The 24,407-nt window shown below is 33.2% G+C and carries 37 protein-coding genes and 1 tRNA gene; 18 read left to right on the plus strand and 20 right to left on the minus strand.

Going from position 1 to position 24,407, the window contains the following annotated elements:
• The first annotated feature begins 44 nt into the window (after window positions 1–44).
• The gene (locus SIB75_RS01780; protein ID WP_413683723.1) at window positions 45–251 is read left to right on the plus strand and encodes a hypothetical protein; all 207 of its coding nucleotides are present in this window, start codon (window positions 45–47) and stop codon (window positions 249–251) included.
• Between the two features lie 48 nt (window positions 252–299).
• Here SIB75_RS01780 and SIB75_RS01785 read toward each other — a convergent pair whose 3' ends face one another.
• The 5 genes from SIB75_RS01785 to SIB75_RS01805 all read right to left on the minus strand — a co-directional run bounded on the left by SIB75_RS01785 (window position 300) and on the right by SIB75_RS01805 (window position 3,093).
• Window positions 300–470: a hypothetical protein gene (locus SIB75_RS01785; RefSeq protein ID WP_269606777.1), complete on the minus strand. Its 171-nt coding sequence runs from the start codon at window positions 468–470 to the stop codon at window positions 300–302.
• 188 nt (window positions 471–658) lie between these two features.
• The gene (locus SIB75_RS01790; RefSeq protein ID WP_413683724.1) at window positions 659–982 is read right to left on the minus strand and encodes a hypothetical protein; all 324 of its coding nucleotides are present in this window, start codon (window positions 980–982) and stop codon (window positions 659–661) included.
• Window positions 983–1,028: 46 nt separating this feature from the next.
• A complete protein-coding gene (locus SIB75_RS01795) occupies window positions 1,029–1,223 on the minus strand; it encodes a hypothetical protein (protein ID WP_413683725.1) in 195 nt (64 codons plus the stop codon).
• A gap of 599 nt (window positions 1,224–1,822) precedes the next feature.
• Window positions 1,823–2,482 carry a DUF3386 domain-containing protein gene (locus SIB75_RS01800; protein WP_413683726.1) on the minus strand — a complete coding sequence of 220 codons (660 nt, stop codon included), beginning with the start codon at window positions 2,480–2,482 and terminating at the stop codon, window positions 1,823–1,825.
• A 353-nt stretch (window positions 2,483–2,835) separates the two neighbouring features.
• Window positions 2,836–3,093, minus strand: coding sequence for a hypothetical protein (locus SIB75_RS01805; protein WP_413683727.1), 258 nt, complete (start codon window positions 3,091–3,093; stop codon window positions 2,836–2,838).
• 194 nt (window positions 3,094–3,287) lie between these two features.
• On the opposite strand from SIB75_RS01805, the gene SIB75_RS01810 reads away from it, so the two are divergent.
• Genes SIB75_RS01810 through SIB75_RS01820 form a run of 3 tightly spaced genes read left to right on the plus strand, consistent with a single transcriptional unit; the run spans window position 3,288 to window position 3,672 of the window.
• On the plus strand, window positions 3,288–3,395 hold the full coding sequence (locus tag SIB75_RS01810) for a high light inducible protein (protein WP_011125327.1): 108 nt from the start codon (window positions 3,288–3,290) through the stop codon (window positions 3,393–3,395).
• A gap of 11 nt (window positions 3,396–3,406) precedes the next feature.
• A complete protein-coding gene (locus tag SIB75_RS01815; protein WP_011294968.1) occupies window positions 3,407–3,526 on the plus strand; it encodes a high light inducible protein in 120 nt (39 codons plus the stop codon).
• A complete protein-coding gene (locus tag SIB75_RS01820; protein ID WP_413683728.1) occupies window positions 3,526–3,672 on the plus strand; it encodes a high light inducible protein in 147 nt (48 codons plus the stop codon). The genes SIB75_RS01815 and SIB75_RS01820 overlap by 1 nt, the downstream gene beginning before the upstream one ends.
• Before the next feature lie 204 nt (window positions 3,673–3,876).
• Here SIB75_RS01820 and SIB75_RS01825 read toward each other — a convergent pair whose 3' ends face one another.
• Window positions 3,877–4,071 (minus strand): hypothetical protein, encoded by a 195-nt coding sequence (locus SIB75_RS01825; RefSeq protein WP_413683729.1) that lies wholly within the window; start codon window positions 4,069–4,071, stop codon window positions 3,877–3,879.
• 68 nt (window positions 4,072–4,139) lie between these two features.
• Window positions 4,140–4,511 carry a hypothetical protein gene (locus SIB75_RS01830; RefSeq protein ID WP_413683730.1) on the minus strand — a complete coding sequence of 124 codons (372 nt, stop codon included), beginning with the start codon at window positions 4,509–4,511 and terminating at the stop codon, window positions 4,140–4,142.
• 198 nt (window positions 4,512–4,709) lie between these two features.
• On the opposite strand from SIB75_RS01830, the gene SIB75_RS01835 reads away from it, so the two are divergent.
• Window positions 4,710–5,078, plus strand: a complete 369-nt coding sequence (locus tag SIB75_RS01835; protein WP_413683731.1) for an OsmC family protein — start codon at window positions 4,710–4,712, stop codon at window positions 5,076–5,078.
• A gap of 28 nt (window positions 5,079–5,106) precedes the next feature.
• Here SIB75_RS01835 and SIB75_RS01840 read toward each other — a convergent pair whose 3' ends face one another.
• Window positions 5,107–5,508 (minus strand): DoxX family protein, encoded by a 402-nt coding sequence (locus SIB75_RS01840; RefSeq protein ID WP_413683732.1) that lies wholly within the window; start codon window positions 5,506–5,508, stop codon window positions 5,107–5,109.
• 453 nt (window positions 5,509–5,961) lie between these two features.
• Here SIB75_RS01840 and SIB75_RS01845 point away from each other — a divergent pair, with 453 nt between their 5' ends.
• The 3 genes from SIB75_RS01845 to SIB75_RS01855 all read left to right on the plus strand — a co-directional run bounded on the left by SIB75_RS01845 (window position 5,962) and on the right by SIB75_RS01855 (window position 8,174).
• Window positions 5,962–6,210 carry a hypothetical protein gene (locus SIB75_RS01845; protein WP_413683733.1) on the plus strand — a complete coding sequence of 83 codons (249 nt, stop codon included), beginning with the start codon at window positions 5,962–5,964 and terminating at the stop codon, window positions 6,208–6,210.
• A gap of 243 nt (window positions 6,211–6,453) precedes the next feature.
• Window positions 6,454–7,215: a GAF domain-containing protein gene (locus SIB75_RS01850; protein WP_413683734.1), complete on the plus strand. Its 762-nt coding sequence runs from the start codon at window positions 6,454–6,456 to the stop codon at window positions 7,213–7,215.
• A 92-nt stretch (window positions 7,216–7,307) separates the two neighbouring features.
• Window positions 7,308–8,174, plus strand: coding sequence for an EamA family transporter (locus tag SIB75_RS01855; RefSeq protein WP_413683735.1), 867 nt, complete (start codon window positions 7,308–7,310; stop codon window positions 8,172–8,174).
• Here the strand turns inward: SIB75_RS01855 and SIB75_RS01860 are convergent.
• The 4 genes from SIB75_RS01860 to murD form a co-directional block, all read right to left on the minus strand.
• Entirely contained in the window at window positions 8,171–8,416 is a 246-nt protein-coding gene (locus SIB75_RS01860) for a hypothetical protein (RefSeq protein ID WP_413683736.1), read from the minus strand. The genes SIB75_RS01855 and SIB75_RS01860 overlap by 4 nt on opposite strands.
• Window positions 8,417–8,463: 47 nt before the next feature.
• Window positions 8,464–8,886, minus strand: coding sequence for a hypothetical protein (locus SIB75_RS01865; protein WP_413683737.1), 423 nt, complete (start codon window positions 8,884–8,886; stop codon window positions 8,464–8,466).
• 116 nt (window positions 8,887–9,002) lie between these two features.
• Window positions 9,003–9,311: an MATH domain-containing protein gene (locus SIB75_RS01870; RefSeq protein ID WP_413683738.1), complete on the minus strand. Its 309-nt coding sequence runs from the start codon at window positions 9,309–9,311 to the stop codon at window positions 9,003–9,005.
• Window positions 9,312–9,406: 95 nt separating this feature from the next.
• Complete coding sequence (murD, locus tag SIB75_RS01875) at window positions 9,407–10,816, minus strand: UDP-N-acetylmuramoyl-L-alanine--D-glutamate ligase (protein WP_413683739.1); 1,410 nt, start codon at window positions 10,814–10,816, stop codon at window positions 9,407–9,409.
• 292 nt (window positions 10,817–11,108) lie between these two features.
• Here murD and SIB75_RS01880 point away from each other — a divergent pair, with 292 nt between their 5' ends.
• Window positions 11,109–11,255, plus strand: coding sequence for a hypothetical protein (locus SIB75_RS01880; RefSeq protein ID WP_413683740.1), 147 nt, complete (start codon window positions 11,109–11,111; stop codon window positions 11,253–11,255).
• 66 nt (window positions 11,256–11,321) lie between these two features.
• On the opposite strand, the gene SIB75_RS01885 is transcribed toward SIB75_RS01880, so the two are convergent.
• The 3 genes from SIB75_RS01885 to SIB75_RS01895 all read right to left on the minus strand — a co-directional run bounded on the left by SIB75_RS01885 (window position 11,322) and on the right by SIB75_RS01895 (window position 12,966).
• Window positions 11,322–11,393: transfer RNA gene (locus SIB75_RS01885), tRNA-Val, on the minus strand.
• 68 nt (window positions 11,394–11,461) lie between these two features.
• Window positions 11,462–12,250, minus strand: coding sequence for a photosystem II S4 domain protein (locus tag SIB75_RS01890; RefSeq protein WP_413683741.1), 789 nt, complete (start codon window positions 12,248–12,250; stop codon window positions 11,462–11,464).
• Window positions 12,251–12,399: 149 nt separating this feature from the next.
• The gene (locus SIB75_RS01895; RefSeq protein WP_413683742.1) at window positions 12,400–12,966 is read right to left on the minus strand and encodes a hypothetical protein; all 567 of its coding nucleotides are present in this window, start codon (window positions 12,964–12,966) and stop codon (window positions 12,400–12,402) included.
• A 104-nt stretch (window positions 12,967–13,070) separates the two neighbouring features.
• On the opposite strand from SIB75_RS01895, the gene serA reads away from it, so the two are divergent.
• The 5 genes from serA to SIB75_RS01920 all read left to right on the plus strand — a co-directional run bounded on the left by serA (window position 13,071) and on the right by SIB75_RS01920 (window position 16,747).
• Window positions 13,071–14,657, plus strand: coding sequence for a phosphoglycerate dehydrogenase (serA, locus tag SIB75_RS01900; protein ID WP_413683743.1), 1,587 nt, complete (start codon window positions 13,071–13,073; stop codon window positions 14,655–14,657).
• 1 nt (window position 14,658) lies between these two features.
• Window positions 14,659–15,594: a 50S ribosomal protein L11 methyltransferase gene (prmA, locus tag SIB75_RS01905; RefSeq protein ID WP_413683744.1), complete on the plus strand. Its 936-nt coding sequence runs from the start codon at window positions 14,659–14,661 to the stop codon at window positions 15,592–15,594.
• A 37-nt stretch (window positions 15,595–15,631) separates the two neighbouring features.
• On the plus strand, window positions 15,632–15,931 hold the full coding sequence (locus tag SIB75_RS01910) for a 2Fe-2S iron-sulfur cluster-binding protein (protein ID WP_413391592.1): 300 nt from the start codon (window positions 15,632–15,634) through the stop codon (window positions 15,929–15,931).
• Window positions 15,932–16,040: 109 nt separating this feature from the next.
• Window positions 16,041–16,430, plus strand: a complete 390-nt coding sequence (locus tag SIB75_RS01915) for a hypothetical protein (protein ID WP_413391590.1) — start codon at window positions 16,041–16,043, stop codon at window positions 16,428–16,430.
• Window positions 16,431–16,555: 125 nt separating this feature from the next.
• A complete protein-coding gene (locus SIB75_RS01920) occupies window positions 16,556–16,747 on the plus strand; it encodes a hypothetical protein (protein ID WP_158467090.1) in 192 nt (63 codons plus the stop codon).
• Between the two features lie 79 nt (window positions 16,748–16,826).
• On the opposite strand, the gene SIB75_RS01925 is transcribed toward SIB75_RS01920, so the two are convergent.
• Window positions 16,827–17,375, minus strand: coding sequence for a pentapeptide repeat-containing protein (locus tag SIB75_RS01925; protein ID WP_413391588.1), 549 nt, complete (start codon window positions 17,373–17,375; stop codon window positions 16,827–16,829).
• 74 nt (window positions 17,376–17,449) lie between these two features.
• A complete protein-coding gene (gene rnz, locus SIB75_RS01930) occupies window positions 17,450–18,412 on the minus strand; it encodes a ribonuclease Z (protein ID WP_413683745.1) in 963 nt (320 codons plus the stop codon).
• Window positions 18,413–18,508: 96 nt separating this feature from the next.
• Between rnz and SIB75_RS01935 the strand changes: the two genes are divergently transcribed.
• Window positions 18,509–19,708, plus strand: coding sequence for a SpoIID/LytB domain-containing protein (locus SIB75_RS01935; RefSeq protein WP_413683746.1), 1,200 nt, complete (start codon window positions 18,509–18,511; stop codon window positions 19,706–19,708).
• Window positions 19,709–19,758: 50 nt separating this feature from the next.
• Here SIB75_RS01935 and truB read toward each other — a convergent pair whose 3' ends face one another.
• Window positions 19,759–20,703, minus strand: coding sequence for a tRNA pseudouridine(55) synthase TruB (gene truB / locus SIB75_RS01940; protein WP_413683747.1), 945 nt, complete (start codon window positions 20,701–20,703; stop codon window positions 19,759–19,761).
• Window positions 20,704–20,799: 96 nt separating this feature from the next.
• On the opposite strand from truB, the gene SIB75_RS01945 reads away from it, so the two are divergent.
• On the plus strand, window positions 20,800–21,546 hold the full coding sequence (locus tag SIB75_RS01945) for a class I SAM-dependent methyltransferase (protein ID WP_413683748.1): 747 nt from the start codon (window positions 20,800–20,802) through the stop codon (window positions 21,544–21,546).
• A 1-nt stretch (window position 21,547) separates the two neighbouring features.
• On the opposite strand, the gene rpmA is transcribed toward SIB75_RS01945, so the two are convergent.
• On the minus strand, window positions 21,548–21,820 hold the full coding sequence (rpmA, locus tag SIB75_RS01950) for a 50S ribosomal protein L27 (RefSeq protein WP_413683749.1): 273 nt from the start codon (window positions 21,818–21,820) through the stop codon (window positions 21,548–21,550).
• Window positions 21,821–21,853: 33 nt separating this feature from the next.
• Window positions 21,854–22,279 carry a 50S ribosomal protein L21 gene (gene rplU / locus SIB75_RS01955; RefSeq protein ID WP_413683750.1) on the minus strand — a complete coding sequence of 142 codons (426 nt, stop codon included), beginning with the start codon at window positions 22,277–22,279 and terminating at the stop codon, window positions 21,854–21,856.
• 170 nt (window positions 22,280–22,449) lie between these two features.
• Here rplU and kaiB point away from each other — a divergent pair, with 170 nt between their 5' ends.
• Both kaiB and kaiC read left to right on the plus strand, forming a co-directional pair.
• Window positions 22,450–22,773: a circadian clock protein KaiB gene (gene kaiB / locus SIB75_RS01960; protein WP_413683751.1), complete on the plus strand. Its 324-nt coding sequence runs from the start codon at window positions 22,450–22,452 to the stop codon at window positions 22,771–22,773.
• Between the two features lie 130 nt (window positions 22,774–22,903).
• Window positions 22,904–24,406: a circadian clock protein KaiC gene (gene kaiC, locus SIB75_RS01965; RefSeq protein ID WP_413683752.1), complete on the plus strand. Its 1,503-nt coding sequence runs from the start codon at window positions 22,904–22,906 to the stop codon at window positions 24,404–24,406.
• Window position 24,407: the final 1 nt, after the last annotated feature.

A 24,407-nucleotide genomic window follows, 5' to 3' on the forward strand; every position in this document is an offset into this window, starting at 1 on the left:
AATGAATTTATTGTGTATGGAGATAGATTATTTTTAATTTAATAATGGCTATTGATCCAGAAGTGATTTCTCCTTCAAGTAAAAAAGGGAGTAGAGCAGGTCGATATTTCCCTAAATGGGCAATTTATAGCTCTACCGGGGTTGGAGTTTTGCTTTTGATTGGTTTAATTAAAACTCTTCTTCCATTGATAGGAATGGCTTTTTTATTGGCTTTCATTTGGTCGCAATCAACAACTAACCGAAGATACTAAGAAGTCTGTTCGCCAATAATTAAAGTCTTTCTTTAGGTGACTTTTGAGTTATCTCCCAATAATGAAATGGTGAACTGAGGGAACCGTTCTGTAGAGAATGTAAATTATAAGAACTAATAAATTTCCTCCAACAACCGCAGCTCCTGCAGCAAAATTTCCTTCTTTAGTGGTGTAATCCCACTTTGGCTCGTTATCTGTCATGGTTGAATTATTAATCACTTTATTATTGCCAATTATCCAACGCTATCAACAAATATAACTAATAAAAGAATAAAGAAACTCCTAATTTTTTTCGAAATTCAAAATCTAATTTGCTTTCCTTAAAGGTGAAAGAGATCCATATTAAAGGTTTGAGATTTTGAGGACCTTCGAATCTCTCTCTATGACTATTTTCTTGAAATGAAAATCTATGCTTCCTCTTTAGAAACCACTTCGGCATCAACAACTTCTTTTGAATCAACAAACTCGTTTCTTTTCTTATCTATCCAATTATTAATACCAAATACGAGAGGCTTTGATCCTCGATAAATAAAAATGGCTGTGGGAAGAACACTTATTATTCCAACTGTAGGATTTTTGAAAATCAGTCGTCCTGCTTTGACATTAAAAAGAATAATTAAAAGAGAAGGAATTAAGACACTAATAATGGTCTTTATTGCTTCACTCCAACCAACGCGATAAACCCACCAAATTGAGGCTATTCCAAAAAAATATAGAATAAAATATGTCATAAAATATTACTTATCGAGTAAGTCAATTATTATTATTCCAGCTATTCTAAGAACTTTTTTTACTCTTTGAGTGGTTCGTCTCAAGAATATAAACACTAAAAGCTATTAATAGAGTTACCAAAATTGATGCAGCCACCCAACTTAATTGACTTGATGTCATTCCTAAGTAAGGACCATCAATAGGTTGATCAGACCAAGTTCCAGGCAAGTGCCATACCTGAGGATTCGATAGAAAAACCATGCAATACCTTACAGTTGCTTTATGAGCAAAGTTTATATTTAAAATACACAAATGCTATGAATAATTACTTATCGTTACTTCTCCTTAAAACTAAGATTGATGACTAATTTGATTTTTCAATAGCAAAGGATTTTTTTTAATCCTTTAAAAATAATAATTACTCATGGCAAGGTTTTTAAACATAAGCCATATTTAAGTTGGATTCTTTTCGAGGTCACAATGTCTAGAGCCGTGAACTGGGTTTTGCTTCAGCTTGCCATGAGTTATTACGGAGACTCATTGAAAGAGTTTCAAGTTGATAATGATTAGTTATTTATAAGTTTTGAATATTCTTTAATTTCTCATAATTTTCATGAAATTACTTACTCAGTTCAGTATCCCTAATCCAAGCAAGGCTGATCTGGCTAAACAGAATCATAGGACTTCAAAAACACTCAAAAAAGCAGCTAAACAATAAATCCTTGTTGAGCTTGAGAAGCATTTGTACCCCCCCTTTCCTACAAATCATTCATAATCGAAAATAGTTAATTTATAAATCCCAGTTTTCACCTAAGCAGATATCCTTACATAAAACATTAGCCTAGTTAATGTTTTGAAGACTAATCTTGATTAGAACCAATACTTTTTAACTCCGAAAAAGAAAATAGTTGTTTATTTATTATTGAACCTTCTGAGGCTTCTTGATTTATGGATCTAGAGGATAAAACCCAAGGACCACCTTTAAATAAAGGTATAAAAGCATCTTCGTAAAAGCTTTTTTCCTTTAAATCTTTTTTTGAAATTGGATCAAGATATTGACTGGAATAACTCTTGCTTAAGTAGCCATTACCAGTATGAGTCACATCCTTAGTCAGGATGATTATTAGATTTCCATGAATATGCCTATAAACCATCGTAACAACATCGTTCTTGACCCTATATTTGTCACCTTCGTTTTTTCCTCCAACTATAACTTCTGAGCCAATTTCATTTGTATCTCCAAAAGTAAAGGTATTTTTACCATGAGTTTGTTCAAATGATCTTCTGACTCTATGAATAGCAACTTCCCAAAGTTGTGAAGAAATGGCTTTGTGTATTTTTTCGTCATCTATTCCTTTAACAGTGGCTTTTAAATCTTGTCCTAAGCAAAAGTTTCCTTCTACTTTTCTTTCGCCATCTGTCCAAGAACATCTACCTTCGTAACCTGAAAAATCTGATTCCCACGTGTAGCGATTTTCATAGGCTGACTTAAATAAATGCGTACAATCTGTTCCTTTCATTTCCTTGGTTAGCATAAAACTCAGTTTATGACTTATTTTAGTCAATTAAAGATTTTAATAAACTTATTAAAAATATATTTACGAAACACAATTATTTATAGTTATCTATAGCGATCGTTATGAGCAATAAACACAGATAAATTACTTTCCAAGAAATAATATTTAATTGCATTTTATTTAAGGGTGTTAGTTTTGATAGCCAAGACCATGCAAGAAATGGCTATCACGCAAAAGTTTTCACCTAAGTTGAAAAACTCTTGTTAGATATTTTTTAATATATTTTTCGAAAATTGTCGGATTATATGATACGTATCACAGCAAATTATTTGACTTTATTAGCAATTAAATGATGACTAGTTATTTTCTTCAGCTGAGGATGTTCTATTTTCTGAGCTTAGAGACTCATCCTTTATATCAGTTTCTTCATCCCAGCCCCAGCTTCTTTTGATTTCTTTAAGTGATCTGCCACTCTCTCTTTGTTGAGGACTTAAGGGAATCCAACTCCAATCAATTAAAAGTGTGGCGGCAACGCCAAAAAGGACATGTCCAACAAGAACGCCTACAACATCAACTATAGTGAGTGATTCTTGTCCAATCGAGGGATCGTACAAATTCTTTTCTCATTTATTTTTCTAATTATAAGAATTTAACAAGTGTTTCAAAGAAAAGGTATTTATTTAAGTTTCGTTTTTTATATAGATTTTTCTAATGTGTTTGATCATTTTTACTAGTATGTTCGGTTGCCCACCATCAACTGCATGCATGACTCCGTTACATTCCTTTACATAAATGCATCCACTTTCAAATGACACCTGAAGCAGAAAAGTTTAACGGTTGGGCAGCAATGCTTGGTTTCGTTGCAGCCTTTGGCGCATATGCAACAACCGGACAAATAATCCCTGGTATCTTCTAAATTTTTTAATTATGCAACCTTCTAACAAAACAATTCTTGAAAGAAGTATCGGAAGGCCAGCAATGATGGCTTTCGTACTTCTAACAGGTATCTACCTAACAACTGGCCAACTAATTCCCGGTGTTGTGTAATGTCTACTCAAAAGAAAAATACAAGTAACATTGATCCTGAAAAGGTAACTGCAGAAAGGCTTAATGGCTATGCAGCATTATTTGGTTGTATTGCTCTAGTTGGAGCATATGCAACAACAGGTCAAATCATACCTGGTTTTGTGTAACCAATATAAAACTACTAATAATTACTGAACTTTTTATTCTAAGTTCGGCAATTGTTTGGTTTACTAGTTTCAATTTGATTGAGGATTCCTTGATTTTATACCCTCTATCATGACGTTTGAAGTTTTTAAAATCAATATAGAAGCTCTCGTATTGGGAGCTTTTTTAGTTTTACAAGAAATATCTAATATCAATGAACTCAAAAATCATAGGAATATTCCTCTCGATTGAACAAAGCTGTGAAAAGCTGGATTATGAAGATATTCAATATAAAGTGCGATTAAAAATGCCCCACTTAAGCAACCACTTGCAATTATTGATCCAAAAATAAAAACTTGTTTTTTGCTTAAATTTGGTTTCGTATCTACAAATACAAATCTCCTTGATCTTGAGATAGTCATTTAAGTTTTTTTAACTACTTAATACCTAGCCATAGCATGTCTTGATTATTTCCTGCTTAAGGGTTTCTTTATGAAATCATGTCTTCCTTGTAAATAGCTTGACAAGAAAATTCTTGAATTTCTCCATTAGGTAAAAGTTTAGCGAATCTAGGTTCATCCATTCTTAATCCATTTTTCTCATCTTGATAACTCCATAACCATTTCTTGTCCGTGAAAGATATATCACCGACTTTAAAAGACACTGGAAGCATGAGGTTTATATCTCGCCAATGAAGAACGATAAAAGCTCCTTTATCAATATTTTCAAGATTATCGGTTATCGCAAAATCTCCATTTAAGTTATTTCTGATGATTGCAGTTAATCTATCTCCATCGCAATTGAAATCTGAAGAAGGATTAAGAGTAATAAGTAAACTTAGAAAAAACGAAATAAAAGTCATTTAATTGAGTATAAGAAAATTTTATATTTTAAAAATGATATTTATCATTATTGGTTATCTCTGCTAAAGGAACTTATTTAATACTAGATAAGAGTATAGATTCGTTAAAATAAAATCATAGACAAGGGCCTTCAAATCAAAAACTCGAAAAATACTCATTTAAATTCTACCAAGATTAGTTGCAACTATCTTGGAGATTTGCATACTGAGGCAAAACATTCTCTTTCAGGGAGTGTAATTCATACTGATGCACCTAAAGACCATGACGGGGAAGGAAAAGATTTTGCTCCAACTGATTTATTAGCCTCTTCTTTGGGGAGTTGCGTAATAACAATTATGGCTATAGAGGCAAAACGTAGAGGGTGGAAACTTGGTAATATTAAAATTGATGTTTATAAGACAATGACATCAGAGGGGCCTCGGAAAATAAAGACTCTAGTATTAGAAATTTTCATGCCATCTGATTTGGATTCTAAAAAATATAAAATACTTCGAAATACAGCTGAGGATTGTCCTGTTAAGCTTAATCTTGAATGCTCAATTGACATTAAGTTGAAGTGGCACTAAACAAACATTTTAAAACTGAATTAACATTTTAATTGTTTTTAGTTGTCTGGTTATTAAAAAGTTCTTTGAGTGAATTACCTTTTACATTGTTTAGCCCAAGCATTAATCCTCCAATTAGCCCAGCATTCATTAATACAGCTTTTATTTGAAAAGGAGAGAAATGAAAAATAAAAGTTGTTGGAACTATGAATAAAAGCAGAAGATATGCACCGAATCTTTGCTTGAATCCTGAGATGAAAAGTATTGAACCAAAAATCAGACAAATGATAGCTGAAAATAATAGAAAAGGAGCTAATGCAGGAGATATATTTTGATTTGATATAACTTCAACAGTTCGTTTGAAATTTATTATTTTACCTGGAACAGCATAAATAAATATTGCTGAAATTAGGATTCTTCCTATTAAATTTTTTGTTTGTTCAAAGTTCATTTAAAAATACTAGTTTAAAACATTAATTTCTCTTGGAAATTTGTAAAGTGTAAATTAGTTTGTTCTTTATCATTATGGAATATATATGTTGTTTTTGTGGAAATCTTTTGGCTTTTTGAGAAATATGATTTTAAATTGTATGTTTTTTTTTGAAGGATTAAAAAAAAAACAAATCTATTGCTATCTTGATTTGTAGATTATTTAATTTTTCCTAATGAATAGGGATCGGAACTCGGGCCCATCATTTTACAAGAAGGGTTCTTTCCATAATAAAATAGGGATGATATTGCTTTGGACCTTTATATGCTTTGCTTTAATTCAAATTTTTATATTGATTCTGAGTTGAATTGTATTTCCATAATTCTTTAATATTAGACTGTTAATTGATTAATATAATATTAAGTTATAAATAGATTGAATTTGATTTCAATTTGCCTAAGTTTTGATTTAATTATGATTCTTCTCAAAATTACTAATGCATCAGATGTGGTTGCCTCTAAAGCAGGTAAATTATTTGAGAAAATGACTCCAGAAATGATTGATCAGAAATTAGTAGAAAGTCAGGTTATTCAGCAGATGATAGATCAACTTCAATTAGAGGGCCTCGAAGGGCAGATCTCTAGTGTGAAAGGACTAGATATTAGTAATGATACTTTGATAACTAAAAGTAGTTTTAAAATTAGAGCCACTAAGACCTTTTGATCGAAACATATCTAAGAGCAATTATTTAATTTGTTTAAAAAGAGAAGAAAGCAACAGACAAGAAGCTAGTTTCAATAGATTATCTAGTATTTTATGCATTTTGAAAATAATCTTTTGTAAATGGATTTAAGTTGAAATTGTTGAAGCTTTTTTTATAAAAACTTAATTATTTATTATTGAGAAGAGATTCATTTTTATCGCTCAGTATTATTTATCCTTAAAGCATATAAATAAGGAATTATTTTGGGTTTTGGTGCCCCAAAAATAAGCAATGAAGAAGAGCGCTTAAGAGCTCTTGCTGAGTACAGGATTTTAGGTACTCAGCCTGAGCAATGCTATGACGACATAACTAAAATTGCTTCTTTAACTTGTGGAACTCCTATCTCTTTAATGAGTTTGGTTGATACAGATAAGCAATGGTTTAAGTCAATGTGTGGATTTGAGACCAAAGAAACATCAAGGGATGTTTCTTTTTGTGCTCATGCAATTGCTAGTACAGAACCGTTGATTATTGAGGATGCTTTGTTGGATGAGAGATTTAAATCAAATCCATTGGTGGTAGAGGAACCAAAAATACGATTGTATGCAGGATTTCCATTGCAAACTCCAAATGATCAGAGAATAGGTACTCTCTGTGTGATTGATAGAAAACCAGGACATTTATCTGACCAACAGCATCAAATTATGGAGGCATTATCTAGACAGGTTGTTACTTTATTGGAACTTCGTAAAAGATCTATTCGTCTTCTTGATGCTCTCACCCATATGCATAACACGGAGGGTATTTTAACGACATGTTCATATTGCAAAGAGGTAAGAGATTCGGACGGTGAGTGGCAGCATCTAGAAAAATACCTATCTAAAATTGCAGATATTCGTTTTAGTCATGGGATTTGTGATTTATGTATGGAGAAGCACTTCCCTGATGTATTAGAAGTTTGGAGTGATGACAAATTCAATTTAAACAGTAAAGAAAACAAGCCAGAATGTAAAAAAAGTAGTTAATTCTCAGACAAAAAATTATGTGAGTTAGTTGTTTCTTAAACTTTTGATTAATATTTAATCATTTTAAAACTTATTATTTAATATTCTAAAAAATGATTGGTTTTTTTGCGGCAATATCTGCAGTATTATCTTGGACTTTTGCTTGTTCTATTTGGCGTAAAGCATCTGAAAAATTGCTACCTAGGCAAATCAATATTTATAAAAATCTTCTTGCTTCAATTTTCTTTTTGCCAGTTGTTTTAACAATAAATTGGTTCTCTGATGTATTTTCTATATTTGTTTTGATGGTAAGTGGAATAGTCGGTATTTCTATAGGGGATACTTTATATATAAATTCATTAAAAATTATAGGGACTAGAAAAACTCTTTCATTTGAAGCATTAACTCCAATAATTGCAACTACTTTAGGAACATTGAGTATCAATGAAACATATACACAAAAAGTATGGATAGGATCTTTGATTGTCTCTTTTTCTGTTTTAATGATTGTTCGTCAAAATACATTTAAAAAAGAGGACCCTAGAGAAACAAATATTCTTGGCATTTTCTGCGCATTGGGGTCAGTCTTTTGTGCTGTTTTTGCAGCATTAATGTCAAGAGTGATTTTAATCAGCTCTACATTAACCCCCTTACAAACTACTGAAATTAGACTTCTATCTGCATCGATATTTTTATTTTTAATCTTTAAAAAAGATTTTTTGGATCTTCTTAAAAATAGATCAATAACTAAACAAAATCATTTAAGTTTGGTTTTATCAACCTTACTTGGTACTAATTGTGGAATATTATTTCAACAGATAGTTTTTAAATTTTTACCTATTGGTATTGGTTGGACTTTGTTAAGCCTTTCTCCTGTTTTTGCACTTTTTATTGCAAAGAGAGAGGGAGATGAAATAAATAAATTAACAATATTTTATTCTTTTTTATCTTTTTTTGGAGTTGCTATTACTTTGCTTTAGACCTCAAAGTAATCATTTTCTTGCCAATATTCATCTGGATCATCTTCGACGTCGGGTGGATCCTCTAGTTCTCCTGGCTTTTCACCTAATAATATAAGCAATCCTTCCAAGTATCTCATTTCTGATGGGTTATCTGACTTATCAAGGAGTTCTTTGACTTTTTTGGCAACTTTAGGTTCGCCTTCCTCAACAGCTTTTGTTAGTAAATATAGAGGATCGCTTTCGTGGTCTATTTCTTTCATTTTAATTAGAATTTATTTAGGTAGATGAGGTTCAGTTTTTCATATATTCAAGATAAACTTCTATCAGTTGTTCCAGGATAGAAAAGAGTATTTTGATCAATATTAATTTCTGAAAACTTGATAGGTTTCCAAAATAAATCTCTTGTAATCAAAAAACGAATATCTTTCTCTTTTAAAAATTTTTCATTAACAAGCTCTTGAAGTACTTTAATCGGAACTTCTCCCCATTCGCTGGAATTGGTTAACCAATTATCCATTTCCCAAACAGGTTCAGAATTTATTATTTGAAATCCAAAAGCTTTTTCCCTGTCTTCTGATATCTCCGAAAGGTACCAATCACCTACAACTCCATAAAGGTGACAATAAATTAAATCATCAAACGATCCTTTGCTTTTACCTGATATTGACTTCATCAATTTAGCTGTTGACTCTGGAATGAGAACAAGTGGATTTTGGTTTTGTTCGGACAAAATAAGGCAGTTGTATAACCCTTTTTTATAAAGGATTTAATACCTAATTATATTTTTTAAAAAGTAGATTTAGTTCTTTTAATTTCTTATGTAATAAACTTCCTAATATTTAACTTTCATTGATCAGATTCTGTTGCTTTGAGTGCTTGTAAAGCCATATTTATATGTGCTCCCATAGCTCCATAGGCCATAAGAGATCTAGGATTTCTATTCTCAGATAAAATTTTCTGATCCCTATTCATCATTAGTAATATTTTTTGACTTGTCTCTGACCAGGCTTTAATTAAAATATTGAATTCTTGATTTCCCTTGATTTGATTATTTTCAGAGGTATTAATTGAAGATATATCTTTTTTGGCCTTGATCAAAAAGTCATTTAATTCCCTGTGACTAATAGCATTTTTTGAAAATTGATTGTTGTTCAACTTATATTTACAATAACTATTTACAGACTATCACCGGTCAAAATTCATCCAAGGGTGGATCCCCGACCAATTCTAATACGTTTATTAAACGTAGATCATTTGATATCGCCATACTTTTTAACTAGTTTTTTGAAATGCTCTCCTCTTTCTTCGTAGTTTTGGTATTGATCAAAGCTTGCGCATGCTGGAGATAAAAGTATACTTTTTGAGTTTGTTTTTCTTGCTATATCAATAGATGCTATTGTCGCTTCTTCTAGATTTTGTTTGACAATTATTTCTCCTGTATAAGATGACATTAATAATGCTTCCTTTAAGTTATTTGCACTAAGTCCAAATAAAACTATCCCATTAGTAGATTGCTGCATCTGTCTGATCCACGACAAATAATCTCCTTTCTTTTGAATACCACCAGCTAGTAAAACTATTGGATTAGGAATAGATTTTAGACCAGTTAGTGAAGAGTCAAAATTAGTAGCTTTGCTGTCATTATAAAAACTTAAATTTTTTCCCTTTCCTAAATACTCCAACCTATGAGGAATTGATTTAAATGAATTTATAGATTTAGCTATTGATGAATGATCAAGACCTATTTCTCTTGCTGCTGCTGTTACGAGCAAAAGGTTTTGCAAATTATGTTTACCCGGTATCTTAAGTATAGAACTGTGAAATAGTTGCTTTTGGTCTTCAAATATATAACCTTTTTCATTGATCCAAAATTTTGTATATTGAGAGTAGAAGGAATTTTGATTTGTCCCAATCCATATACCTTCAGGCAATTCTTTTCTTTTACTGGATAAATATTGATCATCAGAATTATAAATTCGAATAGATGATTTTTCTAGTAAACTACGCTTTATTTTGAAATAAGTTTCTATATCATTATGTCTTTCTAAATGATCAGGTGTAAAGGTTGTCCATATGCCTATGGTAGGAGTTACTTTTGGTGAACTTTCAATTTGATAGCTACTTAACTCTAGGACTAGCCAGTTTAATTCTTGATAATTATCTTTCATGATTTCTAAAGCGATCTTGGATAATGGTTTCCCAATGTTTCCTCCCATATCAGTAATTAAATTATTTAATTTAAGAACATGATTAAGCATGTTGGTTACGGTAGTTTTACCATTAGTTCCAGTTATACCAATAGATTTTATATGATTTAATCTTTCCCAAGCTAATTCAACTTCTCCTTGGGTACTGATATTTTTACATCTTAATTCTTTTAGAGCTTTATGCTCCCAATCTATTCCTGGACTTACAGTAATAGAACAAATACTTTCTATCCATGGAGTGAAATTATTAATATGAAGGGGTTCGCCAAGTAAAATAACGTTGATTCCTTCTGATTTTAATTTTTTAGATATATTTATTAGTTTTTCATTTGAATTATTCTCTAATACTAAAACGTTTTTCCCCTCAGATTTAAGTAGTTTCGCTGCACTTATCCCTGAGCTACCTAGTCCAAGTACAATATGTATTTGATTTGATTGTTTTTGTTTTGACAATTGAATTTAGATTTTAATGTAAGTAGCTTTTCTCGTTGTTAGCTATCTGTCACCTTAGGATAAATTTGATTGTGTGCAATTCTTACTACTCTCTAATATAAATATTTTCTATATTAATTTGTTTTGATTTTAAAATAAAGATATATGACTCATTATTGCTTGAATACCTTCCTTTAATAAGATAAGAACTTCGATTTTTTTAAATTGATTTTAATAAGATTAAAAAATTCTTAATACCTCTGGCTTTATTCTTTAAAAGTTGTTTTGATGCAAATGCATTTTCTTCTTTTTAATGGCTGCAAAAATTGAGGGTATTGAAATTTTCAAACAAAAAAAAATTCAAGAGCCAACGAATGTTGATTATTCTCTAAATGTTTTGGTAGATCAGAGCGAGAGTGAAATTACATGGATTAAACTTCATCAAATGTTTGATAAGTAAAGAGTTTAAAAACTTTCTCTATTACTTTTGATGGTGAAAATTTCTACGCCATCGAATGTTAGCAAATGGGCGATACTGGAATCGAACCAGTGACTCCTACCGTGTCAAGGTAGTGCTCTACCTCTGAGCTAATCGCCCTTATAAGTTAATTTAGAACTAAAATACTAAGTTCCTCAATGAAGTTAGCAGGCAATAGGACCTAATAATCATTGCCTTAGTAATTTGATTCTCCAACGCTCTTTTTTCGTTTTGTCGATATTTAAAATTTTAAGTGAACCTTTTTTTTCTAAATGAATAAGGTCTCCAATATTTACAGATTTGCTGGGCTGATTTTGTAAAGCCCAGTTAAGTCGCAAAAATCCTTTCTTGATTTGTGTGGTTATTTTTGACCTTGACAACCCAAAACCTGCAGAAGCTATTGCATCAATCCTTGTAGATGCCTCAACCGTATTGATTACTTTCTCTGGCCTATTAAAAGGGATCTCCATCTCGCTTATATCTAATGCCTGGATTGATATTTCAACTTCTCTTAGCTTTCCATTACTTTGATCTAATGAATCAGCACATTTCCCCGAGCATATAGCTTGAGCTCCTCTATCTCTTATTAGCCAAATGTCTCCAATTTCACCTGCTTGCGCATGAAGTTCATATAAGATATCTCTAAAATCATTTTGGTTGGCTCTGTCAAAAAGGAAATTACCTTTAATATAAACACCCTTTAAAGGAATATTGATAGAGGGAAAGTTAATCTCTTCTTCTGATCTTAGGAAACATATCCTTTTACGCTCTGCACGCGGGAATCCTCCCTCGAAAAGAAGATTTATATCATTTAAATTGTTAAATTTATTTTTTACTTCCTCTACTAATTGTGCTGATACAAAAGGAGACCATACCGCTACTCTCTCATTTAGAGCCTTTTCCGCGAAGTGAAGTAAAGTCTCTAACTCATTACGAAAAGGACTTTTAAATAGAATCTTTTCTTTTGGAAGATGCATGAAAAGAGATGGAATTTTCTTATTTTATTGCTAAATAGTCTAAACCATTTCTTCTCTTTTCTTTTGTATTTAGAGAAATATAATATACATTCTTGGATCAAAATTATTAATATTTATTTTCACTTTCTAAAATATTATTTAACTTAGTTCTATCCTTTTCCTATGGTTATTACCTCTAGGCTCTCTGCTTCTTTTAGGATTGCCCAAGGTGGTTCTATTTCTATTGGTAATTCAAGAATTAACAGCCAAAAACCTTCTTCACTTTTTTTTTGAAGAGCTCTCAAATCATCGGCTGTTTCTTGGCTAATCCCTCCAGCTGAAAAAAAACTTCCCAGCGCTCCTGAAATCATTCCAACTAGGCCACCTAAAAGCTTCTCTAATTGATTTGGGAATCCCATATCTGCAAATGTCTTCAGACCGGTCATTTGAGAAAAGCTTAGGCCTGCAATAAAACCAAAGGGTATTAACCAAGTCGCTAAAGTTTTTTGGCGATCTTTTTTAGCAAGAGCTGGATTCAAAAGCTTTATATTATTAAAACTTGATTGATTGGCAAATACTTCTTCAGATGTATCTAAATTTGAATTCTCATGCTCCGATTTCTTCTTTAATGGTTCTACAAGATCGCAATTAAGAATTGGTGTTTGAGACTCTCTCAACTTGAGTAGCAACTCTTTCGCTGGGTTTTTTCCTTTTAGGATGAAGACGTATGTGGACACTAATTAGCTCCTTGAAATGTTTGGATATTCAATCCTGCTCAACATAATTCTGGTCAGCGGCAAATAGATCACTAAAGTTCAGATAGGCACGTTTATCGCCTTTAATGACGAAAGTTCTTGTTTCTGATCCCATTGATCAAGCAGGTATAGATATTCTTACTCAGGTTGCTCAGGTTGACCAAAAAGTAGGTCTTTCGATAGATCAGTTAAAGAATATTATTTGCGATTATGACGGATTAATGATTCGTTCAGGAACTCAAGTCACTTCAGATGTGATCGCTGAGGCTAAGAAATTAAGAATCATTGGTAGAGCTGGAGTTGGCGTTGATAATGTTGATGTATCAACTGCGACAAGAAAGGGTGTATTAGTTGTTAATTCGCCAGGCGGAAACACGATTGCAGCAGCAGAGCATGCATTAGCAATGATTCTTGCATTATCTAGAAATATTCCTCAAGCACATGCAAGTATGTTTTCTGGAGGCTGGGATCGCAAGAAATATGTAGGAAATGAGCTTTATAAGAAAACTTTAGGAGTCGTTGGACTTGGCAAGATTGGATCTCATGTGGCAAAAGTTGCAAATGCAATGGGTATGGAAGTTATTGGATTTGATCCTTTCGTTTCTACTGAAAGAGCGCAGCAAATGCAGGTTGTATTAAGTGATATTGAAGAGTTGTTCAAAAAATCCGATTATGTAACCCTTCATCTTCCAAGGACAACTGAGACAGAGAATTTAGTTGATATGGATCTTCTAAGAAAAATGAAACCAACTGCAAGATTGGTCAATTGTGCACGAGGTGGAATTATAAATGAAAATGATTTAGCTAATGCATTAGAAGAAAATGTTATTCAAGGTGCTGCTATAGATGTATACGCAAAAGAACCTTTGGCTGAGGAGTCCCCTTTACGAGCTGTAAAAAAAGGTTTGGTACTTACTCCACATCTAGGGGCTTCAACTGTTGAGGCACAACAAAATGTAGCTATAGATGTTGCAGAACAAATTAGAGATGTTCTTTTAGGTTTACCTGCACGCAGTGCCGTAAATATTCCAGGTCTTAGCGCAGAGATAATGGATAGTCTTAAACCACATTTAAAACTTGCGGAGACATTAGGATTATTAGTTAGTCAAATTTCGGGGGGACAGATTCAAAAATTAGAAGTACGTTTGCAAGGAGAATTCGCTCAACATCCATCTCAACCTCTAGTTATTGCAACTTTGAAGGGATTACTCAGTAGTGCATTGGGAGACAAAATTAATTATGTAAACGCTTCATTGGAAGCGAAAGGACGTGGTATTGATGTTGTTGAAATTAAGGATGAGTTGAGCCCAGAGTTTGCACGAGGATCCTTGCAGTTGGATAGTTTTAGCGACAAAGGTGGACATAGTGTCTCTGGGACTGTTTTTGGTGATGGTGATCTTGGTATTACAAGTATTGATGAATATCCGATAAATTTTGTGCCAAGTAGACACATGCTTTTTACCAGGCATAGAGATATGCCTGGAATTATTGGTCAGATAGGTTCACTTCTAGGTAAGCACAATGTAAATATTGCATCAATGCAAGTTGGAAGAAGGATTGTTAGAGGTGAGGCAGTTATGGTCTTAAGTATCGATGATCCTATCCCCTCTGAGTTGTTGGGCTTAATTCTTTCAATGCAAGGAATTAACGAAGCTCATTCTGTAACTTTATAAATTGTTAGTTGAGAAAAATATAGATTTGCATAATTCTCAGGTATCTTGGTTGAGATTGGAGCAAGAAATTGCAGTTGAGCTAGAAGATTCTTTTTATTGGCTGTTGAAAAAATTAGATATTCATAGATTCTCATTTGAGCATGATCCAGATAATAACTCCACCAAAACCCTATTTGTATGGCTTCCTTTGAATGAGTGGTTAGTTAGAGATCAGGAGATCTTGGTCAAATCATTAATCTCGTTAGCAGAACCATTTGACTTGACTTTGCCTGCATGCAAATGGATAGAAATAAAAGATGAAGATTGGAGTTTAAGTTGGAAAAAAAACTGGAAACCTGATCCCGTAGGAAAATCAATCTTGATTTTACCGGCATGGTTAGACGTCCCTGAGGAGTTTTTAGAACGAAAAATTATTCATTTAGACCCAGGAAGTGCTTTTGGCACTGGTAGCCACCCCTCCACGCGATTATGCATTGAAGCCTTGGATAAAAAACCTCCCGTAGGTCAAACAATCGCTGACTTGGGGTGTGGTAGCGGAATACTATCTCTGGTTTCATTGAAATTAGGAGCGCAGAGTACCTTCTCTGTTGATACGGATTCTCTGGCAATATCAGCTACTAAAATTAATTCTGATTTAAATAATTTCTCTCAAAACCTCTTAAATGTGTCTCTTGGTTCTATTGAGGAACTTGAGATGAATATGCCTAAAAAAAAATTTGATTTAATTCTCTGCAATATTCTTGCACCTGTCATAAAATCATTAGGTTCAAGTTTTGAAAAAATTATTGGTTACAAGGGTAAGCTTATTTTGTCTGGTTTATTAGTTGAGCAAATAAAAGAACTTCAAGAGCTCTTTTCTTCACTTGGGTGGAAAGCTCTTGACATTAAGACAAAGGATCAATGGGCCTTAATGGTATTGACTCTAGATTTACCTTGAATTAAATAAATTCAAATTTTTCAGATTAATAATCTTCATGAAATCTTTTAAGATCACTTTTATTAATGAATTAAGTGGTCTTAAAGAAATTATAGATATACCTGATGATAAATATATTCTTGATGCTGCCTGTGAACAAAATATTGAGCTTCCATACTCTTGTCGATCGGGAGCATGTTCAAGTTGCGTAGCTAAATTAGAAAAAGGAGAAGTTGACCAACAGGATCAAAGTTTTTTGGACGATGATCAAATAAAAAAAGGTTATGTTTTAATTTGCGTTGCTTATCCGACTTCAGATTGCACAATTAGAACCAATGCTGAGGACGAAATGTATTGATATTAATTTTTTTGCCAGATTTTCATCGTTTTGCTTGCCAAGTATCTATTTCCTCGCCAACCTCTTATTTATGTGCTCATGGGCGCAAATAAAATTATTTAGTGATTAATTGATCTCAGAAGTTTTGCCAACCGACAAAGTTCAAGATCTTTTAGATCATGGTTCTATTCACTCAAGTATTGGTGGTCAATTTAGTTTTAGGGTTTTAGGCCCATGTTGTCGTCTTTATGACCGTGAGGAATTACCTTGGCCTTGTTGCAGACTCTCATGGCGAAGTAAGGAACCTAGTTGGAGAAGAATTGGGAAAAGATTGGTTGCTGATATTGCTGCACAAAAATGCCCATCATATTCTGTTGAGATTATTCAACCAGGCGTCAAACCTACAAAAACAATTTTGACCTTGTTTTCCCGTCGTTTAGATACGAACATTCAGGAATGGTGGTATAGCAAACATCCACGTTCTAGAGATAGCTCAAATATTGCGCCTCAAGCAGCATGAGTTAGACAAACTTGGAAATTCTTTTTGGATTTAAAGTGATGAAGATATGAAGCATTTCAGTCATAAGTTCATACCATTTTTCAAATTTGAAGGATAATTGTAAGTAATTAAATTTCAACACAGGGATGAACTTCGACTATCACGCTGTTGCTTCTGCTGCTACTGCTGCAATTCCTTTGGCTGCTGGAGCTGCGGGAGTTGGCTATTTTATATTGCGCCAAAAAGGCTTTGGCTTTGGTACCTCACATTTGTTAGTTGGGTTGCCTATGTTTGCGGTTGGTGGGGCTGCAGCGGCTTTCTTTCTTATCACAAAGTGATACAGGTCAGAAATTAACCAATAAGAAAGGGGGGCCAATGCCCCCCTTTCTTATTGGTTAATTAAATCTTTTGTTTAATTTAAGTACCTGGGTTGAAACCTTGACCTTTGGTCGCAGGTACATATCCAGCAGCTGTTGTGCTACAACCAAGACTTTCGGCTGTGCTTCCAGTAGCTACTTTACATAGATTCTTTTGTTGACTTCTATCTAATACAGCATCAGTAAAGTCAGCGCCATCAATGGTTACACCATCAAAAACACTCTTAAGTAATTCTGCACCAGTTAGCTTTACATTTGTGAGGTTCGCATTATCAAACCTTGTCGCATAGGCAATGACATTGGTCATGTTTGCGCCCGTTAGATCAGAGTCCTTCAAAGTTGAGACACTGAAATAAGCCCCAGTGAAATTCGCCCCACCAAGATCTTTTCCTGATAAGTCGTATTTCACATACTCTGTATTTTGTAAGTCCTTACCAGCCAAGCTTGTATCTAAGCTCTCCACTGAAGAAGGATCGCTGGGATACAGGGCACTTACAGAAAGAGGACTAATAATGAGACTTACAAGCACAGGTATCAAGACAAATAGTCTTGTAAGAGACCGTTTAAGGGAAGAAATAAGAGAATCCATTAATAACGCCAGCAATTAAAGAAGCACCAAACTCGACTATTGTTTCATGTAGAGGCATTTCATAGGCAAAGGGATCACGAACTGTTGCAGTTGCGGCTCTTATTTACATCAATCTGAAGAAAGTCTTTTGCTAACTGGGTATTTGGAAAAATTGCTTTTGCTTCATTAAGCAAATCATTAGGACATGTTTGATTTCCAGGGCTATATCTCGGGCTCAAGTGAGTCAGAATTAGTTGATTGACATTTGCTTTTGCAGCAATTTCAGCCGCCATTGTGGCGGTTGAATGCCCACGTTGATAAGCCATCTCGGTTTCTTTAAATGCATATGTAGCTTCATGAATTAATAGATCAGCTTCTCTTGAAATTTCAATTGCGGATTCTGTATAAACAGTATCTGTGCAGTAAACCATGCTTACCCCAGGCCTAGGAGGTCCGCAGAATTCTTTCCCAGAAAAAGTTCGTCCATCATCTAAACGCACTTCCTCTCCTCTTTGGAGTGAAGCATATACAGGGCCAGGAGGTATTTTTTGTGATTTTGCTTTGTCTATGTCGAATCTGCCAGGTCTGGATTTCTGATTCACTCTGTATGCAAAAGATGGGATTCGATGCTTTAGTGGAGCAGTTTTGACTTCTAAATCAGAATCTTCAAATAAAATTTCTTTATTAATAGCAGCATTTTCGACCTTATGGAATTTTAGAGAGTAAGCCAATCTGCTAGAACTGTTATATAAACAAGAATCAATAAAGTTTTTAAGAGGAGCTGGCCCGAACAACTCAATTCCAGAACTGCTCCCTGCTAATCCAATACTTGCTAGAAGCCCAGGCAAACCATAAATATGATCCCCATGCATATGAGTAATAAATATTTTTTTTATTTGAGATAATTTAAGATTGCTTCTGATGAACTGATGCTGGGTACCCTCGCCACAATCAAACAACCACAATTCTGACCTTTGTGGAGGCTTTAGTACCATCGCTGATACGTTCCTATTAAGAGTTGGGACTCCTGAGCTTGTTCCTAGAAAAGTGACTTGCAAGTTTTCCCCTTTTAAGACATGGTGACATTCATAGCTTTGACCACTGGTGGATCTTCTTTCTTATAGGCAAAATTAGTACCTAAATCCAATTTTATTGTGAGCGCATCACCTACAAGAAAATCTGGATGGGCAATAATCTTTATAGCTATATTTTTCATCTCTCCATTAAAGGTAATTGCTGCCAAAGAGCCAGTAATACGTGTCTTAATTGGTGAAGAAAATAAGGCAAGATTTAGAGCAGATGCCTCCAAATCTATTTTTGTTCAAGGGATTTCTTCTAAACAAAGACCTATTAAATCCATAAATATAATTTATGCTGATGGTACGGCTACTTATTCTATAAATAACAACCTAAATTCATGGTTTGAATTACCTGAGAATTTTAATTTGATAATTAAAAATAATGATGATCGTGGCATTTGGTATAAAAATAGAAGATATGCAGGAGAATTAAGAGTTTTTTTAAATGATCAGAAGTTGCAAATAATAAATTATTTAAAATTAGAAAAGTATTTAAAAAGTGTTGTAGGTAGCGAAATGCCTAAAGAATTTCCACTTGCAGCACTTCAAGCTCAAGCAATAGCGGCTAGGACTTATGCTTTAAAACTTTTAGGGAAGAATGAAGTTTTTGATATTCATTCAACTCAAGCTAGTCAAGTTTATTTAGGACTTGAAGCTGAAACGGCAAAAATAAATAGGGCAGTTAGAAGTACAAGTTCACTTGCTTTGTTTTATGAAAATAAACTTATAGAGGCAGTTTTTCATAGTAGTTCAGGAGGTAGAACTGAAAATAGTGGTCAAGTTTGGAAGTATCAATTGCCTTACTTAAGGAGTGTTATTGATTATGATCAAAATAGTACAAAATATAGATGGTCGAAAAAAATTAGTTCCTCAGAATTAGATAAAATATTTTCCGATATAGGTGGACTAAATAGTATTCAAATTAAAAGAAAAAGTAATAGTGATAGAGTCTTAGTGATTAAACTTTATGGGCCCAGAGGAACTAGAAATATTTCTGGTAAAAATTTAAGGAAAAACTTGAAATTACTAAGTAATAAATTTGATGTTAGTTTGAAATTTAATCATATTAACCTAGATAATAAATTAGTTGAAAATTCCGCACTTAAACCTCTCCCTCCAATTCCAACAGATTATTTTCTATTAGTGAACGGTTACGGAGCTGGGCATGGGGTAGGAATGAGTCAATGGGGTGCTAAAGCTATGGCTGAAAGAGGAGCAAATTTCCGTAAAATCCTAAGACATTTTTATACAGGAGTACAAATAAAATCCTATTAACAATTATTTAATAGATATAAACTATTATAATAAGATTTAGATTTATTCTTTTAGCCAATTGCATTAAAAACAACCTTAGGTTGGATTTCAAAACTTTCATCTAAATCTGCTATGCCTAGGATATTTTTCTTTTTATCGATTACTAATATATTTTTATTATTAGCAATACTATCTTCATTCTTATTATTTTTTCCTATCTTTAAACCTTTAATATTATCTTGAAAACTTATCTTCCTTCCTGAGCGCCAACTAGTTATTTCTTCTTCAGAAATTAGTTCAATAGAAGAGAGGTGTTTAAAAAAAATATTAGGGTTAAGAACTTCAGGTTTATTTGCTTCCTGGTAAAATTCTGATTTCTTAGGAAGCAATATGGCATGTTTTTCGGTGAAATTATAAGCTTTTGTACGGCGTAACTTTCTCAAACAACCACCGCATCCAATTTTTTTTCCAATGTCTCTAGCTAAAGATCTAATGTATGTTCCTGTAGAACAGTCGACCTCAATTAATAACTCACCTTTGCTTTGAGACCAGCTTATTAAATTTAATTTGTTAATACTAACTTTTTTAGGAACCAAATCAAATTTTTCTCCTTTTCTTGCTTTCTTATAAGCTCTCTCTCCTTTGATGTGAACACTAGAAAAAATGGGCGGTGTTTGTAATATCTCACCTCTAAAACTTTCTAGAAGAGTATTTATATCATTTTCGCTAATTAATGGCCAAACTCTTGATTTTATTATTTCTCCTTGCAAATCATCAGTATTTGTTGTGGTACCTAACTGAATGATTCCTTTATAAGCTTTAGAGCCTTGTAAATAAGATATTAATCTTGTTGCATTACCTATTGCTATTGGAAGTACTCCAGTAACTGAGGGGTCTAGAGTTCCACTATGTCCAATTTTTCTGATATCAAATACTTTACGTAGTCTATTTACGCAATCATGAGAAGTCAGCCCAGCAGGCTTATCAATGACAACAAATCCAAAAGGTTTTTCCAAAATTAATATTGTAGATTGAGGTTCACATTAAAAGATTGTTCAATTAACCCTTAACATTTAAAGTTATAACTCAGTGTGTTCAGTGAGCCAAATAATATGACTAATTTAGATCTAAGTATTTCTAACTTCATTAAAGATGGATTTCAGTTGAAAAAACACCTTATTGATTTCCTTCATATAAATAATGATCAATTAAATCAAAGATTAATTAATGGCGTTGATGATTTGGCGGCTCTGCATCCAGGTGCATTCTCTGAGAACAATGCGGGCGATTTTTATGAAGAAAAAGTTGGAGATGCCCATTTAATAGATCTAGCATCTTGGCATTTAAATAGTTCTAATTACATAGCTGATACTCTTCGTCTACAACATAAATTTGCTTCTGGGAAAGTATTAGATTTTGGGGGTGGCATTGGTACACATGCTCTGGCTGCCTCGTTTTTGCCAGATGTTGAACATGTTTGGTTTGTAGATCTTAACCCTCAAAACCGAAGTTTTGTAGAATATAGATCTAAGGAATTGGGTATAGAAAATAAGATTTCAGTTTTGAGAGACTTAGAAAATACATCTGAAGTGATTTTTGATTCTATTGTTTGCTTAGATGTGCTTGAACATCTTCCCGATCCAGCAAAACAATTAAAAATATTTTTGGAAAAACTTTCGCCTAAAGGAATAGCTCTAATGAATTGGTATTTTTATAAAGGGAAGAATGGAGAATATCCTTTTCACTTTGATGATCCTGTTCTAATTGAGAATTTCTTTTCTACCTTACAATTAAATTACTTAGAAATTTTCCATCCTTTTTTAATTACTACTAGAGCTTACAAACCATTAAAAAAATAAACTATATAGCTTTCGCAGTGGAAATGTTAATTCTTTTTCTATTTCTCAAGCCTCTACGAACACTTTCAAAATGAACAGAACCATCGGTTAAGGCGAAAAGAGTATCATCTTTTCCTCTACCTACATTGATTCCTGGAAGGATAGAGGTACCTCTTTGACGAATGAGAATAGACCCAGCCGTTACTTTCTCACCACCATAAGCTTTTACACCAAGTCTTTTTGAGTTTGAATCTCTTCCATTTCTAGTTGATCCGGTACCTTTCTTATGAGCCATAATTTATTTAATCTTTTAATTTTTTTGAATTAATCAAGATTCTACTTTACTAGCAGTGGTTTTGGCATCTTTTGTTTCTTTTGGTTTTTTGGTTTTTGATCCTATTGATATGGATTGAACTAGTACTCTTGTAAGTTCTTGACGATGTCCATTCTTTCTCCTTGTCTTTTTCTTTGGTCTCATTTTATAGACAATTATTTTTGGACCTCTTCTATGCTCTAAGACTTTAATCTCTACTTTTGCATCTTTTACATATGGTTTTCCAAGCTTTAAATCTTTACCATCGTTCAGAAGAAGAACCTTTTCAATAGTTAGAACATCATTAACTTCTGCAGGACATCTGTCTAAATCATAATAACGATTTGGCTGAAGCCAAAATTGTTTTCCTGATGCCTCGACTATCGCATAAGTTTTTTCTTGTGGTGTTTCATTCTTGGGAGATGATTTTTTATCAGCCATGATTATTGGTGACACGTTAAGGCTCGATAAAAATAAAAAGGGATTTCCTTTCTTTAATCGATTAAGCCTTAATCGTAATCGAAAAACAAACTAACATTTTCGCTTTTTGTTGGTTATTTAGTCAAGATCTAAGAAGGATAAATGTCCTGTGGATTTTTCGGAGGTTTTAAATGAATGCAAGAAAGACATATATTCTCAAGCTTTATGTTGCTGGGAATACACCAAATTCGATGAGAGCTTTGAACACTTTGAGACAAATCTTAGAAAGTGAATTTAAAGGCGTCTATGCTCTTAAAGTTATTGATGTTTTAAAAAGCCCTCAATTAGCTGAAGAAGATAAAATACTTGCAACTCCAACTTTAGCTAAGATTCTACCCCCACCTGTGAGAAGAATAATTGGTGACTTATCAGATAGAGAAAAGGTGCTCATTGGATTGGATCTTTTATATGATGAATTAACGGATCAAGAAATGTTTTACTCTTCAGATAAATAATGGAGCTATATAAACAAGAAGTAAATGAATTCTTAAGCCCAACCGATAACTAAGCAATTTTTAGTGTTTGTTTATTATGTTTTGTACATAAGAGCTTTTAGTGTTCTTAAAAAAAAAAAATAGATCAAAAATGCAGGTTCAAAAACTTCCCTCTGGAATTGAGGGCTTTGATGATATTTGTCATGGTGGTTTACCAAATGCGCGCAGTACACTTGTCAGCGGAACATCTGGTACTGGTAAAACAGTTTTTTCACTGCAATTCCTTCATCATGGAATATGTAATTATGATGAACCCGGGATTTTTGTTACTTTTGAGGAATCACCTTTAGACATTATTCGAAATGCTGCAAGTTTTGGATGGGATTTGCAAGGGTTAATTGATCAAAATAAACTTTTTATTTTAGATGCATCTCCAGACCCAGATGGACAAGATGTTGCTGGAAGTTTTGACTTGTCAGGATTAATTGAAAGGATCAGTTATGCCATTAGAAAGTTCAAAGCGAAAAGAGTAGCTATAGACTCAATGACGGCAGTTTTTCAACAATATGATGCTATTTATGTTGTTAGAAGAGAGATTTTTCGACTAATAGCAAGACTTAAAGAAATAGGTGTGACTACTGTTATGACCACTGAAAGAATAGATGAATATGGTCCAATTGCTAGATATGGAGTTGAAGAATTCGTTTCTGATAATGTTGTTATTTTGAGGAATGTTTTAGAAGGAGAAAAAAGGAGAAGAACTGTAGAAATTTTGAAATTAAGAGGCACTACACATATGAAAGGTGAATTCCCTTTTACAATGGGTTCTCAAGGAATAGTTGCATTTCCTTTAGGTGCAATGAGATTGACTCAAAGGTCATCAAATATTCGTATAAGTTCTGGTGTCCCGGATTTGGATGAAATGTGTGGTGGAGGATATTTTCAAGATTCAATTATTCTTGCGACTGGTGCAACTGGTACTGGGAAAACAATGTTAGTTTCTAAATTTGTTGAAGATGCTTACATAAATAAGGAAAGAACAATACTTTTTGCATATGAGGAATCAAGAGCGCAACTTCTTCGTAATGCCACTAGCTGGGGGATTGATTTTGAAAAGATGGAAGCTGATGGACTATTGAAGATTATTTGTGCTTATCCAGAATCAACTGGTTTGGAAGACCATTTGCAAATTATTAAATCCGAGATTTCCGAATATAAACCTTCCAGAATGGCAATTGACTCTTTGTCTGCATTGGCTAGAGGTGTAAGTTTAAATGCATTTAGACAGTTTGTTATTGGAGTAACTGGTTATGCAAAACAAGAAGAAATAGCAGGATTCTTTACTAATACTGCGGAAGAATTCATGGGAAGCCACTCAATTACTGATTCTCATATTTCAACAATAACTGATACTATTTTGCTTTTACAGTACGTAGAAATAAGAGGTGAAATGGCAAGAGCAATAAATGTTTTCAAGATGAGAGGATCTTGGCATGACAAAAGGATACGTGAATACATTATTACAAATAAAGGCCCTGAGATTAAGGATTCATTCTCTAATTTTGAACAAATATTTAGTGGAGCTCCTCATCGTGTTAACCCTGAAGAGCAGCTGCCTGGGGTTTTTAAAAGTATTGAAAAAAGCGAAGAGTAAT

It is taken from the genome of Prochlorococcus sp. MIT 1011, from assembly GCF_047305235.1.
GTDB lineage: Bacteria > Cyanobacteriota > Cyanobacteriia > PCC-6307 > Cyanobiaceae > Prochlorococcus_B.

What these genes read in the sequence shown, in the direction of transcription:
- SIB75_RS01820 (WP_413683728.1), top strand. Translation starts at nt 3,526, where the DNA reads ATGTCTACTCAAAAGAAAAATACAAGTAACATTGATCCTGAAAAGGTA.
- SIB75_RS01910 (WP_413391592.1), top strand. Translation starts at nt 15,632, where the DNA reads ATGAAATCTTTTAAGATCACTTTTATTAATGAATTAAGTGGTCTTAAA.
- serA (WP_413683743.1), top strand. Translation starts at nt 13,071, where the DNA reads ATGACGAAAGTTCTTGTTTCTGATCCCATTGATCAAGCAGGTATAGAT.
- SIB75_RS01815 (WP_011294968.1), top strand. Translation starts at nt 3,407, where the DNA reads ATGCAACCTTCTAACAAAACAATTCTTGAAAGAAGTATCGGAAGGCCA.
- SIB75_RS01890 (WP_413683741.1), bottom strand. Translation starts at nt 12,250, where the DNA reads ATGCATCTTCCAAAAGAAAAGATTCTATTTAAAAGTCCTTTTCGTAAT.
- rplU (WP_413683750.1), bottom strand. Translation starts at nt 22,279, where the DNA reads ATGGCTGATAAAAAATCATCTCCCAAGAATGAAACACCACAAGAAAAA.
- SIB75_RS01795 (WP_413683725.1), bottom strand. Translation starts at nt 1,223, where the DNA reads ATGGTTTTTCTATCGAATCCTCAGGTATGGCACTTGCCTGGAACTTGG.
- kaiB (WP_413683751.1), top strand. Translation starts at nt 22,450, where the DNA reads ATGAATGCAAGAAAGACATATATTCTCAAGCTTTATGTTGCTGGGAAT.
- rpmA (WP_413683749.1), bottom strand. Translation starts at nt 21,820, where the DNA reads ATGGCTCATAAGAAAGGTACCGGATCAACTAGAAATGGAAGAGATTCA.
- SIB75_RS01845 (WP_413683733.1), top strand. Translation starts at nt 5,962, where the DNA reads ATGATTCTTCTCAAAATTACTAATGCATCAGATGTGGTTGCCTCTAAA.
- SIB75_RS01810 (WP_011125327.1), top strand. Translation starts at nt 3,288, where the DNA reads ATGACACCTGAAGCAGAAAAGTTTAACGGTTGGGCAGCAATGCTTGGT.
- SIB75_RS01790 (WP_413683724.1), bottom strand. Translation starts at nt 982, where the DNA reads ATGACATATTTTATTCTATATTTTTTTGGAATAGCCTCAATTTGGTGG.
- SIB75_RS01825 (WP_413683729.1), bottom strand. Translation starts at nt 4,071, where the DNA reads ATGACTATCTCAAGATCAAGGAGATTTGTATTTGTAGATACGAAACCA.
- kaiC (WP_413683752.1), top strand. Translation starts at nt 22,904, where the DNA reads ATGCAGGTTCAAAAACTTCCCTCTGGAATTGAGGGCTTTGATGATATT.
- SIB75_RS01920 (WP_158467090.1), top strand. Translation starts at nt 16,556, where the DNA reads ATGAACTTCGACTATCACGCTGTTGCTTCTGCTGCTACTGCTGCAATT.
- SIB75_RS01880 (WP_413683740.1), top strand. Translation starts at nt 11,109, where the DNA reads ATGGCTGCAAAAATTGAGGGTATTGAAATTTTCAAACAAAAAAAAATT.
- SIB75_RS01860 (WP_413683736.1), bottom strand. Translation starts at nt 8,416, where the DNA reads ATGAAAGAAATAGACCACGAAAGCGATCCTCTATATTTACTAACAAAA.
- SIB75_RS01855 (WP_413683735.1), top strand. Translation starts at nt 7,308, where the DNA reads ATGATTGGTTTTTTTGCGGCAATATCTGCAGTATTATCTTGGACTTTT.
- SIB75_RS01925 (WP_413391588.1), bottom strand. Translation starts at nt 17,375, where the DNA reads ATGGATTCTCTTATTTCTTCCCTTAAACGGTCTCTTACAAGACTATTT.
- SIB75_RS01840 (WP_413683732.1), bottom strand. Translation starts at nt 5,508, where the DNA reads ATGAACTTTGAACAAACAAAAAATTTAATAGGAAGAATCCTAATTTCA.
- SIB75_RS01780 (WP_413683723.1), top strand. Translation starts at nt 45, where the DNA reads ATGGCTATTGATCCAGAAGTGATTTCTCCTTCAAGTAAAAAAGGGAGT.
- SIB75_RS01800 (WP_413683726.1), bottom strand. Translation starts at nt 2,482, where the DNA reads ATGAAAGGAACAGATTGTACGCATTTATTTAAGTCAGCCTATGAAAAT.
- SIB75_RS01945 (WP_413683748.1), top strand. Translation starts at nt 20,800, where the DNA reads ATGACTAATTTAGATCTAAGTATTTCTAACTTCATTAAAGATGGATTT.
- SIB75_RS01830 (WP_413683730.1), bottom strand. Translation starts at nt 4,511, where the DNA reads ATGACTTTTATTTCGTTTTTTCTAAGTTTACTTATTACTCTTAATCCT.